Below are 13333 nucleotides of genomic sequence, written 5' to 3'. Positions count from 1 at the left end.
CATGCTTCTCGAATATCATCAGTGAGCTTTTTCCCTTCAGATATCCCATGAATGATGATACTGAGATTTTTGGAGGAATCGCTACTAGCATATGTACATGATCTGGCATCATGTGACCTTCTAAGATCTCCACTCCCTTGTATTTACATAAACGCTTGAAGATTTCAATCAAGTCTTTTCTCACTTGATTATAAATCTCTTTCCGTCTATACTTCGGGGTGAACACAATGTGGTATTTGCACATCCACTTCGTGTGAGCTAGACTATAGTTCTTGTTTGCCATCTAAGACCATTCCTTTCATTGAGCCTGAACATCTCAATTTTATCGGGATGGTCTTGTTGGTCAAACCCTCGATCCCTCCACCCGCATAGCGGGTGGTTTTTTGTTTCGTGCGTTTCACGCACTCAACGGGCTAAAGCCCATAACAAAAGACAGGCGAAACTCTTCGCCTGTCTTTGCCTCCCACCCCTGGGAGCGCCGCAACCGCCCCGGCGTAACCCCATTGTTATGCCATGCTTCCGCCCATCGCATCCGTTCGCTTTGCCGCCTGCCCGAACAAGCCCATCAGCATGATCACGACAATAATATAGAGCAGGAAGAACGGCACGGCCATCGCGTCGAACAGCATCGGCGACGCCAGGGCAAAGCCGATCATGCTCAACGAGCATCCAAGCGCGACAATGAAATAGATGAGCCGCCGACGGGCCATGTGCGCGAGCGCGGGCTGTCCGGTCCGCAGCATGAACGCTCGCAGCCCGCCGCACAGCAGGGCCATCAGCGCGATATTCAATCCGGTCTCGAGCACGGATCGCCCGACTCCGTACCAGGCCAATATCCCCCGCGGGATGGCTTGAATGAAGAACGGCTGCAAAATTTCGATAACGGCCAACGCCATCAGAGGGATAACCACGGCCTTCGCGCGCCGGAACGGGGGGTCGACCCCTTCCAAATCGCGAATCGCCGTATAGATGAGGAACAAGCCGACGATATCCGGCAGCAGATCTACGCCTCCCACCGTGTAATCAATAAAAAACAGCAATCCCCATTGGATTCGTCTAAACGCTTTCTTCTCTGTCAACATCGTGGTGAATTCGAGTCCTTTCGCCGCTCCGTCCCGGAAGGGACAACGCCTTAGTTCATCGTGTTCAAGTATAGCGCGCCGCCTTCCGGCATGCAACTTGAGGGGGCGACGGGCATATAACAGGGGTGTCATTACGCGAACTACCACGAACGCGCGGACTCGCCGAAGCAGGCTTCGCGACGCTTACCATCATGCTCGCCCGGACTCGCCGAAGCTTGCTTCGACGCGCTTCCAGACATGCCCGCACGGACATAAAGAAGCGAGGAACAACCGCTCCCCGCTTCTGCTTCCTGCTACCACCAAGGCCATACTTTGCATTCTACCTTGCCTTCCAGATACTCCAGCGGCACAGGCCCGTATGTCCGGCTGTCTATGCTGACGGCCCGGTTATCGCCCATGACGAACACATGCCCTTCCGGCACCACAATCGGCAGTTCGAGCTGCTTCGGCAGCGTGCTGCCCTCTGCGAACGGCTCGTCGACGACCCGGCCGTTCACTTCCAGCTTCCCGTCGCGGGCATCGATCGTATCGCCCGCCACGCCGACGACGCGCTTGATATACCGTTCTCCCTGGAACGCCGGATCGATGATGACGACATCGCCGTAGGCGGGCTCGAACCAATTGTACACCCATTTGTTCTCGATAAGCCGATCCCCGGGATTATACGTATGCTGCATGGAGTGCTGCTGCACGACGACTTGCGCATAGGCGACCTGCTGTATCAACAGGCTGATGCCGAACGCGATGAGCATCGGAATAACATAACCTTTGACAATATGGGACATTCGCATCGTTCATTCCTCCTTCGAAAGCGTCACGTTCGCCGCTGTCCCCGTTCAGGATGAGGACGAGCGCGTGAAGTACCGGGTCAGTCCGCCGGCCCCAATCGCCAGACAGAGACCGAGCAGCATCTTCACGATGACTTGCACGAAATTCGCGCTTAATTCGCGCTGCATATGATCCGGGTACATGTGCGTATCGACATAGGTAATCGTCATCAACATATGTATGAAGTCCGGGATGCCGTTAACGAGCAGGATCAGGCCGGAGATGCCGAGGCCCGTCTGCAGCAGCGGCCTGGTCAGCGACGCCAGCTCCTGCGATCGCCGCGGAAGCTCTCCCCCGCCCGGCGCCTCTGCAGCCGCAGCTTCCTCCCGCGGCTGCGCGGACGGTGCCAACAGTCCGGAGATGCGGTAGGCCGCCGTCCATAATACGAAGGCGCTGAGCAGCATAATGATGGACGGGAGCAGGACCACCACCAACAGAAGCATCTGATCCGGCCTGCTGGCCGCTGCATCCTTGATTGACATCAGATTCGGCAAGCTGACCTGAACCACGTTGGATACATGGACGATTGCGTTAATGAAGAAATACAGCGCCAGCAACCGCACCGCCACATAGGCCAGCGATCGGGTATTCAATCCAGTTCCCCCCACTCCGATTCAGAAATACATACTCTATGAATGCGTATAGTGCAACCTCTATTATACAAGATTAGGGGGTTCGTGGGAATCAGCTATGCTTCGCCGGTATCCGGATGGACACCGAGGTCCCGATCCCGAGCCTGCTGTGGATGCTCACGCCGTACTCCGGTCCGTATTGCAGCTTGATGCGCTGATCGACGTTGCGTATGCCATAGCCCGCATTGACATGATCCCGGCCATGGAAAATATCGCTCACCCGCTCCGGAGTCATTCCGACCCCATCATCGATGACGCGGAACAGCAGAGTTTCCCCTTCTTTGGACGCCACGACGCGAATGTGAATCCGATCACCGCACCAGGCGTGCTCCAGGACATTCTCAATAAATGGCTGCAAAATCAGCTTGACAGTGCTGTACGGCCAAATGACGGGGTCGATATCGAACATCACCTCAAGCCGTTCGCCGTATTTGATCTTCTGGATATCGACATACGCCTGCGCCTGCTCCAGCTCTTGCGGAACCCGGATCATCAGCTTGCCGTTGTTCAGAGCCAGGCGGTAAAATTTGGCCAGCCCCATCACCATTTGCTGCAGCTTGTCATTTTCGCCGAATTTGGCGAGGCGGCTGATCGAGGACAGGGTGTTATAGAGAAAATGCGGATTAATTTGCGACTGAAGCATTTCCAGCTCCGCTTCCTTCTTCTGCAGCTGAGTCAAGTACACTTCCTTGATTAGAGACTCGATGTTCTCGCCCATATTGTTGAGCGCGGTCGCAATCTGCGAAAATTCGTCATTGCCCCGGTAGGAGATGCGCTTATGCAGATCTCCTTCGCGAAATGCATTCAGCACGGAGACAAACTTATGTATCCGAATCGAGAAGAACCGGGATATAAAGCCGCCTGCGAAAGAGAGGACGACCACGCAAATCAGACAAGCGAAAATGATAAAAATCCTGACCTTGAGCGCATCCTGCTGGATCAGCGCGACCGGCACGAGCGCGGCCAGCTTCCACGATTGCCGGCCGACCGTCTCCTGGATCGTCAAAAAATCCTTGTCCAGTTGCTCCCGGCCTTCCGAGTAGGCGGCCGGAAGCTCGCCCGATTGATACATGATGCGCCCGGACTCATCCTGAATATAGAGGACGCTTCCACTTCCAATTTTGGAGTAATCCAGACTGTCGAACAACTCCTGAATGGCCACGTTGATCCGGAGGAATCCGACTTCCTGCAGCTGATTCGGATTGTAGGTGTCCATCAGCCTCCGCAGCAGAGAAATCCGCTGAAGCTCGCGGTCATTTTCGATCTGGCTCCACTGCATCGTGAAGCCATACTTTTCAGGCGGGAATTGCTTGTACCATTCCTTGTCCGTAATGCGGCTAAGATGATAAATATCATACGACCAGTTACTGTCCTCGATCCTATTCTTATATACTTCATAAATCGATTCATTGCGGAAGTAGACCGAGGTCCACAGCTTCATGCCGGTCGACTTGGTGGCGGCTTCTATTTTGGGCAGAACGTCCTTCGTCATACGGTCATAGTTGTCCCACCCCTCCTCATAGCTTCGCAGATGCCGGTACAATTCATAATCGTCATAGAGAAGGGAGGAAATGCGGACGACATCCTGCATCTTATATTCGATATTATCGCGTATCTGCAGCAAGGTTCCCTGAACATTCATCCTGGTGTGCTTCCGGATCGATTCGTCGTACATGGAGTGGGACACATAGCCAATGACAGATACGGCACTCACGATGAACAGCATATAAGTAAGCATTAATTTATATCCAAACGGCAAGTACCTTCGCCTCGCCTGTTGTGCTTTCATATCCGCCATCCCCTGTCACGTTTCTCGCTTGCGGTACTCCATCGGCGTCATGCCGTAGGCTTCCTTGAATTGTCTGCTGAAATACGGCAGATAACGGTAACCGACCTGGTTCGCGATTTCATAGATCTTCATCGAAGGATCGTGCAGCAATTCGCGGGCCCGCTCCATCCGGAGTTGAATCAACACTTCGCTGAACGACTTGCCCGTCTCTTCCTTGAACATGTAGCCGAGATAGTTGGGAGAAAAAGAAAATTGATGCGCCACATCCTTGAGGGTGATATTGTCATTCATTCGATCCTTCATCATTTGAATCATTTCCCGAATCAGCTTATTGTTCTTGGAGCTTGATTTGCTTCGCAAGTGCTCGGATATTTCGAACGTTTTCCGCACGAGCCAGGAACGAATATCGCTGATCGTATCGAACTTCAGCAGGATATCCAGATTATGAAGCTCCATCCCAAGCATATCGAACAAGTTCTCGCCTCTTGCCTTCAGTTGCTGATCCAGCTTCCATATAATAAACATGGCCAGATTATGCACCGTGAATTTGGATCTCAGCATGCTTACGGATTCGAACAATCGCCCGATCTCGTCATAGATACGGACAAGATCGTATTCGGTCAGCGCATGAAATAAGGCCTCCACGCGCGTATCGAGCGTCCGGGCATCGACCATTCCCGGTTCCCGGCTCACTTCTTCATACATTATTAGCTTGCCTTTGCCCAAAAACATTTTGCCGTCCACGGCTTCCATGGCCTGCTTGCACGATACGTGAAGCTGTTCGAGCGTATGCACCGGCTCGCCGACCCCAACTGTCATCGTAAACGGGAAGTTGGCTTGAATCGCCGCGTACAAGTCATGAATCAGCGCTTCCATCCGCTGGCCGTCAATCAACAGCCCGATCCGGTGCGAGGACAGCTTGCAGACATGACGCATGCCGTGCTTGTGCCCGATCTCGCTTACTTCAAAGAGGAAGTTCTTCGACATCATCTGGTGGGACAGGCTGACGGCCTCCTGCGCCCAATTCATGTCATCCAGCTCCATAACGGCGGCACGCACGGGCCATTCCAACTGATCCAGCCCGTTGGACTGAATCACCTTCCTCATTTCCTGCAAATAATCCTGATCGCATTCCCCTTCCAGCAGCCTGACCAACAGGTCGTTCTTAGCCATCGGAATCATGCGCTGGTACGCCTCTTCCACGTCACGGCGCTTCCGCTCGTTCTCCAGATCCTGCTTCACCTTCTGCAGCGCCGCGATCAGCTCGTTATCATCCATCGGCTTCAGCACATAACTATAAGCCTTCAGTGACAATGCCTGCTTCACATAGCTGAAGTCCTGGTAACCGCTTACAAAAATGACACGAATGTCCGCTTTTTTTTCGATTGCTCTCCGGGCCAGTTCCAATCCCGACATATTGGGCATATTGATGTCGCTAACCATAATGTCTATTGGAAGCTGTTCGATACTCTCGCATGCGTCAAAGGCGTTGTTCACCGCCGCCGCCACTTTCATGCCTAAATCTTCCCATGGAATAAATTGCTTCATCCCTTCGAGATCAAGCATCTCGTCATCCACCAATAACACGTTGTACATGAAAGATCTCCCTTCAGGACATGCGGTCAATCGTTACCTGCAGCCTAATCATTTCCATCCCAAGTATAGCAATGAACCATCCCGTTTGAACAGTATGCGGCTGCCAGTTCCGCCCCCGCGGCAGCGAACAAAAACGAAGGCCCGCCGGTATAGCGAGCCTCCGTTCCGATTTCCTTATTTGCCCAACGCTTTCTTGTTTTCCGTCCACACGTTGGTTACATGCTCAAGGAATTTATCATAGCCCAGCTTCATCGAGTCTTCGTGAGCCTTATCCAGAATTTGCAATGCTTCCTCGTCGGACTTGGCATACATCGATTTCGCTCTCGCGGTCAGCCAAATATCTCTGATGCTCTGTCTAATGATGCCGACTTCGCTGTCAGGAGCCGGCTCCCAGCCGAGGAACTCCGTGAAATCGCCCTGCGTGCCCCATGTAATTTCCATTTGCCAACGGTTGCTGAAGTCGATTTGATCGGCCGGAACGTTGGACAACATCTGCTTCTTCGTGTTATCGAGGAACATCGTGTTGCCTACCCATACCAGGTCGCCGGCTTTTCCGTTAATTTCCGCAAGCGTATCCGGGTCATTCAAATACTTCTCTTCATTGAACTTCGGCGTCACGCCGTCCGCCTCGAAGCCGTCCCAATATCCGTCCGGTCCAGGGGGACCCCAGTTGAGCACCATGCTGCCTTCCGGCCCTGTCATCCAATCAAGAAGCGCGAACACGGCTTCCGGATTTTTTGCGTTCTTCGTAATGAGAGCCACGTTCCAGCCTAACTGATTATAGGTTCCCGGGTAGATTTTGGTCCGATCGAGACCCTCCTTGGCGATCGGCTGGATGAACATGTATCCGTCCTCCGGATCCTTCTTCTTCAGTTCGGCGTCCGCGGTCGCCAGCATCTTCATCGGATCAAAGGTGGCGATAACGGCAAATTTGCCATTCATCGCTTTTTCTCTTACTTGGTCCTCGGTCTGCGTATTCGCATCCTGCGTCATCAGCTTCTCGCGCATCAGCTTCGCCGTGAAGACGACGGATTCGCGGAATCCCGGATCTTTATAGATCGAGACGATCTTGTCGCCGTCAGGGACGCCGAAGAAACGCGTGAAGGACAGGTTGTTTTCCTTGAAGGAAGAGAAAATCTGGTCAATGCCATGACCGTCTTTGGCCAATCCCGTCTCGAACGGAATGACATCCGGGAATTTTTCTTTGACCGCTTTAAGATAATTGTACAAGTCGTCGGTCGTCTCCAGCTTCGGAGAGCCGAGCGCTTTATAGATCTTTTTATTGATTGCATATCCGGCGTTGCCGTTCGGCTGCTGCGTATAATAGTTCGGGAGCTGGTAGATTTTGCCGTCCGGGGACCGGAGCAGCGCCAGATGCTGTTCGGACAGAGACTTTTTGAAATTTGGATATTTCTCGATGTACTCGTCCAGCGGCACGAGCATGCCTGCTTCGCGGAGCCGCTCAACGTCCGGGCCTCTGTCTGTCCAAATAATATCCGGAAGCTCATCGCCGGCGATCATCGTCTGCAGCTTCTGCGCATTGTTCCCGCCCGAGCTGACAGCCGTAACCGTTACCTTCAGATTGTCCTGAACCCATTTGGAAGCGGGATCCTTGCCCCATTTCGGCATCTGATACCAGCCATAGTTGCCGTAGAACGAGACATTCAGCTCTTCCTTGCCCAATTCGTACAGATCGCTCTTCGGTGATTCACCGGAAGGTTCTTGCCCTTTGCTGCCTTCCTGCTTCGCCGGTTCATTGGCTGGAGGCGCGCTTGTGTTCCCGCCGCCGCTGCACCCGACCGCCAAGGTGAACACCATAAAGACAGAGAGCACGCTAAGAAGGAGGTTTCTCTTGTTCTTCACTGGATATTTTCCCCTTTCAATTTTTAATCTATGTTTAAAGCATGGATGCTCTAAACGCCAGCGAATCTTCCCGTATTGCTCCAAGCAACTACTCTTTCAGCGATCCAATCAATACGCCCTTGACGAAGTATTTCTGCAGGAACGGATAGACGCATACGATAGGAACCGTCGCAACCATAATCGTCGCCATCGTCAAGGCTTTGGACGTAATTTTTTTGGCGGCATTCATATGCGCAATCGCGCTCATATCGACATTGGCCATCTGTTCCGAGGCGATATTCGAGAACAGAATTTGGCGCAGCACCGTCTGGATAGGCAGCAGATCTTCATTCGTGATATAGATACTGGCCACGAACCATTCGTTCCAGTGCGCCACGGCCGTGAACAGCGACAGCGTGGCCACGACGGGGCCGGATAATGGCAGCACAATCCGAAAGAACGTTCCCCAGTTGCCGCAGCCATCGATCTTCGCCGATTCCTCCAAGCCTGCCGGGAGCCCCTGGAAGAACGTGCGGAATATAATCATGTTCCATACGCTGATCAGAGCCGGAATAATGAACACCCAGAACGAGTTGAACAAGCCAAGGCTGCGGATAAGCATATAAGTCGGAATGAGCCCGCCGCCGAAATACATCGTAATAATGCACATGATCATGTAATATTTGCGGCCCATCAGCTCTCGCTTCGACATGCCATAGGCAAATATCGATGTGGCCAGTATCGCGGATACGGTTCCGATGACCGTCCGCAGGGCGGCAATGACGAAGCCGTTCATCAACCGCGAGTCCTCGAAGACGATGCGGTAGTTCTCCAGCGTGAATTCCCGCGGCCAGAACGTAATCCCGCCCTTCGCGGTATCCAACCCTTCATTGAAGGAAATGACGAGCGAGTTCCAAAACGGATAAAAGGTGGAAAACGCCAGCAACGTTAAAAATACATAGATAAAGGCGACAAAGATGCGGTCTCCTATACTGTCTCGTATCATCGTTCAGTCCTCCTGTCTCTGGAAAGATTCATCACCACAAGCTATTGCCCGTTTTTCTGGCGATGAAGTTCGCAAATGTAAGCAGCGTGACGCTGACCACGGCCTTGAACAGGCCGATTGCCGTCGCATAGGAGTACCTGTAGTTGTCGATACCGACCCGAACCACGTAGACATCCAGTGAATCCGACACTTCGCGCAATGCCGGGTTGGAGGCCAGAATCAAAATATCTTCGAAGCCGGCATTCGTCAAATTGCCGATAGCCAATATCATAAAAATGATGACGACAGGCATAATGCACGGGAGCGTAATCAGCCACATCTGCTTGAACCGGCTGGCGCCGTCGATGGAGGCCGCCTCATATAAATGAGGATCGATCCCGGCAATCGCCGCCAAATAGACAATGGAAGCGAATCCAATTTCTTTCCATACATTGGTCGTGACGAGTATCGTCCAGAAATATTCCGACATGGACAGGAAATTGACAGGCTCGTCGATAAGTTTCAATTTCTCGAGCATCATATTCACACTGCCGTTGTCCACGGACAGCAACGATGTCACCATCGACCCGATGACGACCCAGGACAGGAAGTGCGGCAAATACGTCACAGTCTGTACCACCCGTTTGAAGAACATTTTGCGCACTTCATTCAGCATGAGCGCCAAAAGAATCGGCGCCGGGAACCCGAAAATAAACTTTAAAAAACTGATAACAATCGTGTTGCGCATGACGGGATAAAATTCCGGAGCATTGAAAAAGGCGACAAAGTGCTTGAAGCCAACCCAATTGTTGTTCAATAAGTTCGAACCCATCTTGTAGTCCTGAAAAGCGATCAGAACGCCATACATGGGAATATAGGAAAAAATAAAGATAAACACGAGCGCAGGCAGTACCATCAGTTGAATATCTATTTGCATGAAAAACCGTTTAAACGCGCTTTTACGATGCTTATCGAGATTCAAGCGTGATTCCGTGTCCAGCCCGGCAGATGCTTTCGCCATATGTGAATCCCTCCTCCTTACCTATGCCGCCAGATGTAAAGCGGTTTAATTTACAGCGGCAGAGCGATGCTCCGCCTCGCATCAGCTCTCTATATCTGGCTTGATGCCATGTCCTCCTCCATATTCTCCCTCCATATTTGTCTTTTCCTTCATTCTACATTCGAAACGCTTTCACGAATATATGACAAAACAACGATTATTGATACTTTAAGATGTTCTTGTTATCAACCCTTGTTCCCTATCAAGCGGTATATCTTTGCGCTTGGGAAATAAACATTTGCGCGTACTCGCCTTCCCTGCGGATTAACTCCTCATGGCTTCCTTCCTCAATAATTCTGCCGTCTCTCAGCACAATAATCCGATCGGCATGGCGGCAGCTGCTCAGACGATGAGAAATCATGATGGTCGTCTTCCCCTCGTACAATCTCGTGAAGTTATCGTACACCTCGGCTTCTGCTTTCGGATCAAGAGCAGCAGTCGGCTCATCCAAAATGACAACTTGCGCATCCTTCAAAAAGGCTCGGCTCAAGGCAATTTTTTGCCACTGTCCTCCCGACAGTTCATAACCATGGTCGAACAGAGGTCCCAGCTCCGTGTCCATGTCTTGCGGCAGCCGCCGGATCAATTCTCCCGCTCCCGCCTTGTCCGCCGCTTCCCGGATCGCGCCGTCATCGTTTATTTTGCTTACCTGTCCCATGGCAATATTTTCCCGTGCCGTAAGCTGGTAGCTCATGAAATCTTGAAATACGGCGGAAATATTGGCCCTCATGCCGTCCTTATCCATGTCCCGCAGGTCGATGCCATCGAATCGAACGGTTCCTCTGTCCGGAATATACAACCCAAGCAGACATTTTACAAGCGTGCTTTTCCCCGCCCCGTTTTCTCCGACAATGGCGATTTTTTCTCCGGGCCGGATGCGCAAACTTACGCCCTTTAACACCGGCGGCGATTGGTTGGTGTACGCAAAGGCAAGATCCGAAACCTCAATGCCATCGCGCAAAGGCTCCGGGAATTTGATCTCCCCTGACTCCTCTGTCTCCAATTCCAGATAGGTCAACACTTCATTGACGAATAAGGACTCCTCATAGATTCCGGCAATATTTCGGCCCAATCCGGAGATAATACCCTCGATTTGCACCAGTGCCTGAGTTAACGAAACATAATGCCCTACCGTGAGGGAGCCTTGATAACCAAGCCATGCCAGTAAACCGAATGTACTTATGTTCAAAAGCGAGTGCGAAGCATCCACGAGCAAGGATCTCCAGCCTGCTTTCTTTTCCAATTGATAGCGTTCATCTGTCGTTTTCCAGAATAGCCTCTGCCATTTCGCAATTAAGTAAGGAGCATTTTGATACACTCTCATTTCTTTGGCCGCATTTCTGCTGTGCAAAAGCTGAAGCAAATAATGTGTTTTCCGCTGCGCCGGGGTATGCAGTATCATCTGCATGTATTTCCGCTGGCCGAAGGAGGCGTTCACCCACAGATTCAGCACGATCATAATCAATACCGCAAGCGCCAAAACCCAGTGGAAGGAAATCAAAATATACACCATTCCGATAATGGAAATGCAATTGCGCACCATGTTCATGAGCAAGACGAAAATATGGAAGCCTTTAATATCCATTCCGAGAGCCGCTCGTTCCAGTTGATCAAAATAATCGGGACGATCGAAATACCGCAGCGGCAATTTAGCTGATTTTTGCAGCAGCAGCATTTCGAAATGATATTTCAGATGCTGCTGAGAACGATATCCGATGAGCTGTTCGACAAATTGCACGAGCTTGTCGAGCAGCAACAATAAACCTTGCAGGCCTAGCAATAAGAAAACAAATGATAACGAACGGGTCTGCTGCCCATTAACAACAAGGTCATTCCAGGAATGACCTTGATCAATAACGGCATAAACCGGAACAGCACATTTTTAACGATAAGCCCTTTTTGCTTGACGCTGATCTTCGCCTGGTTATCCGATGGGTTATCCATTGATTTTCACCCTACACCATAAAATAAGCCCGTTTGCCGCCGGGCCATGAGGTTGAGGCAGAGAAGAGTCGTGCTCTCTTCCCTGCCCGCATGCGGCATTAACAAGTGCAATAGTAAGTCGTCGTGGAAGATCCGGCGCACACATATACGCTTTCATACACGAACTTCTCTTGCGGATAGTGAGCGCATTTCGAGGAAGTGCAACCGCCGGTCGTGAAGCAGCCTGAGCTCATGCGTAATGCCTCCTTTCGCGTTTTCTATTTATAGTCAAAGGCATGCCTTTGCTACCCCAATTCATATTTCGCTGATTCATATTTTCGCTGTTCACACCGCAACCTTTAGCTGTCCTTGCTTGACCAAAAGATTCAACTGCTCCTCGAAATTAATAATGCTCTTCGTCTGAACCACCGCTGAAGATGATAAATAGTAGATGAACGGATAGTAGCCGGTCTGAAGTCTGGCCATATCTTCAAGCTGGATGGGGACGACTGGCATCGTCATCTGCCATTGATGGATTACATGTTGAATCTCGTCCGGACTGCCTTGCATCAGCATAATAATCTGAATATCGTGTCCGGCTTCTTGGAAGCGCTTCAGGATAGGATAGACGAGCTTGCACTGATCGCAGCCCACGGAGATAAACGCGATAAGAAAGCCAGTTTTCTTCATTTGCGCGATATCGATAAACCCATGATTGATCGTGTCAAACAGGAGTTGAGGAAAGGAGGCGCCTGCAGGCACTCCATGATGCTCATGAACCAAGGTTGGGTCTTGCTGCGGATTCGCCTGCCGAACCTGTTTCCGCCTGCCGATTTGAACGATATAATAGGTCTGCAGAGCGACGACACCCCAGAGCAGCAAATAAGATACGTCAAACATGTTCATCATTTCCCTTTCACCTGGGCAAGAAAGTGACGGTTTTTCCACAACGCGTACAGATTGATTATCGCTATTGTCATTCCGGCGGTGCTGATCCAGTCGAGAGGTTGATTCGCAGTCAATGAAGTCGGGGATTGCAGGCTGACGCATAGCGCAGAGGCGATAAATAATGGAGTAATCTTCAGGATGGCGGCCCGGCCCAATCCCTCTTCAGTGGACTTGCCAAAGCAGTTGCAGACAACCTTCGTTTTCTTCCTTATTGCTTTGCCGGCCGCGGCGTAGAATGCGCAGAAGAGGAGCAGCGAACCGATTTCGCCAATGAAGCGGGTGGTGTCGAAGAGCAGCAGAAGCGCGATCGCCAGTTCCGCGGCAATGACTCCCCATGCAAGAAAAGAGGGATAACTCAGTTGATGAATCGTGCGGGTAAAGTCGCGGTAGCCGGCTATTTTGGCTATGGAAGAGCAGACAAGAACGGTGCAAAGGATAGCGGTCAAGATCGATTCAAGATTGATAATCTCTCCCTTTCTGCAATATTCTTTTCTTCTTTATAGCAATCTTTGAGAATGCAATTTTCAAATAATAATTCATAGTCGGAATGCAAATAGGTGAATATATGAGTAAACAACGATGTTTGATACTTTTCCATGTTCGTTGAACACAAAAAAGGATGCCCTGTCATCATTCGATAACCGCAGG

At 51.2% G+C, this 13333-nt stretch carries 13 protein-coding genes; all 13 read right to left on the bottom strand.

Going from position 1 to position 13333, the window contains the following annotated elements; genetic code table 11:
* On the bottom strand, positions 1-283 hold a 283-nt coding region (tnpA, locus tag ABD76_RS10865), incomplete at its 3' end, for an IS200/IS605 family transposase (protein WP_197256799.1).
* A 223-nt stretch (positions 284-506) separates the two neighbouring features.
* Positions 507-1082, bottom strand: coding sequence for a hypothetical protein (locus tag ABD76_RS10860; RefSeq protein WP_197256797.1), 576 nt, complete (start codon positions 1080-1082; stop codon positions 507-509).
* A 293-nt stretch (positions 1083-1375) separates the two neighbouring features.
* On the bottom strand, positions 1376-1873 hold the full coding sequence (gene lepB / locus ABD76_RS10855) for a signal peptidase I (RefSeq protein ID WP_197256795.1): 498 nt from the start codon (positions 1871-1873) through the stop codon (positions 1376-1378).
* A gap of 45 nt (positions 1874-1918) precedes the next feature.
* Positions 1919-2503 (bottom strand): hypothetical protein, encoded by a 585-nt coding sequence (locus ABD76_RS10850; RefSeq protein WP_197256793.1) that lies wholly within the window; start codon positions 2501-2503, stop codon positions 1919-1921.
* Between the two features lie 91 nt (positions 2504-2594).
* Positions 2595-4331, bottom strand: coding sequence for a sensor histidine kinase (locus ABD76_RS10845; protein WP_197256791.1), 1737 nt, complete (start codon positions 4329-4331; stop codon positions 2595-2597).
* A 15-nt stretch (positions 4332-4346) separates the two neighbouring features.
* Positions 4347-5927 carry a response regulator gene (locus tag ABD76_RS10840; RefSeq protein WP_197256789.1) on the bottom strand — a complete coding sequence of 527 codons (1581 nt, stop codon included), beginning with the start codon at positions 5925-5927 and terminating at the stop codon, positions 4347-4349.
* Positions 5928-6101: 174 nt separating this feature from the next.
* Positions 6102-7790: an extracellular solute-binding protein gene (locus ABD76_RS10835; RefSeq protein ID WP_197256787.1), complete on the bottom strand. Its 1689-nt coding sequence runs from the start codon at positions 7788-7790 to the stop codon at positions 6102-6104.
* Positions 7791-7878: 88 nt separating this feature from the next.
* Positions 7879-8775 carry a carbohydrate ABC transporter permease gene (locus ABD76_RS10830; RefSeq protein WP_197256784.1) on the bottom strand — a complete coding sequence of 299 codons (897 nt, stop codon included), beginning with the start codon at positions 8773-8775 and terminating at the stop codon, positions 7879-7881.
* A gap of 31 nt (positions 8776-8806) precedes the next feature.
* A complete protein-coding gene (locus ABD76_RS10825; RefSeq protein ID WP_197256782.1) occupies positions 8807-9775 on the bottom strand; it encodes an ABC transporter permease in 969 nt (322 codons plus the stop codon).
* Positions 9776-10016: 241 nt separating this feature from the next.
* Positions 10017-11570, bottom strand: a complete 1554-nt coding sequence (locus ABD76_RS10820) for an ABC transporter ATP-binding protein (protein WP_197256780.1) — start codon at positions 11568-11570, stop codon at positions 10017-10019.
* A gap of 17 nt (positions 11571-11587) precedes the next feature.
* A complete protein-coding gene (locus ABD76_RS10815; RefSeq protein WP_197256778.1) occupies positions 11588-11758 on the bottom strand; it encodes a hypothetical protein in 171 nt (56 codons plus the stop codon).
* Positions 11759-12082: 324 nt separating this feature from the next.
* Positions 12083-12646, bottom strand: coding sequence for a hypothetical protein (locus ABD76_RS10810; protein WP_197256776.1), 564 nt, complete (start codon positions 12644-12646; stop codon positions 12083-12085).
* Positions 12643-13131: a MauE/DoxX family redox-associated membrane protein gene (locus tag ABD76_RS10805; protein WP_197256774.1), complete on the bottom strand. Its 489-nt coding sequence runs from the start codon at positions 13129-13131 to the stop codon at positions 12643-12645. The genes ABD76_RS10810 and ABD76_RS10805 overlap by 4 nt, the downstream gene beginning before the upstream one ends.
* Positions 13132-13333 lie beyond the last annotated feature (202 nt).

The organism is Paenibacillus dendritiformis, assembly GCF_015845845.1.
GTDB lineage: Bacteria > Bacillota > Bacilli > Paenibacillales > Paenibacillaceae > Paenibacillus_B > Paenibacillus_B dendritiformis_C.
The sequence above is the reverse complement of the archived record's forward strand: the minus strand, read 5'-3'. Positions and strand labels throughout refer to the sequence as shown.

Coding starts and splice junctions, on each gene's coding strand:
- ABD76_RS10825 (WP_197256782.1), bottom strand. CDS start 9,775: ATGGCGAAAGCATCTGCCGGGCTGGACACGGAATCACGCTTGAATCTC.
- ABD76_RS10830 (WP_197256784.1), bottom strand. CDS start 8,775: ATGATACGAGACAGTATAGGAGACCGCATCTTTGTCGCCTTTATCTAT.
- lepB (WP_197256795.1), bottom strand. CDS start 1,873: ATGCGAATGTCCCATATTGTCAAAGGTTATGTTATTCCGATGCTCATC.
- ABD76_RS10815 (WP_197256778.1), bottom strand. CDS start 11,758: ATGGATAACCCATCGGATAACCAGGCGAAGATCAGCGTCAAGCAAAAA.
- ABD76_RS10845 (WP_197256791.1), bottom strand. CDS start 4,331: ATGAAAGCACAACAGGCGAGGCGAAGGTACTTGCCGTTTGGATATAAA.
- ABD76_RS10810 (WP_197256776.1), bottom strand. CDS start 12,646: ATGATGAACATGTTTGACGTATCTTATTTGCTGCTCTGGGGTGTCGTC.
- ABD76_RS10860 (WP_197256797.1), bottom strand. CDS start 1,082: ATGTTGACAGAGAAGAAAGCGTTTAGACGAATCCAATGGGGATTGCTG.
- ABD76_RS10840 (WP_197256789.1), bottom strand. CDS start 5,927: ATGTACAACGTGTTATTGGTGGATGACGAGATGCTTGATCTCGAAGGG.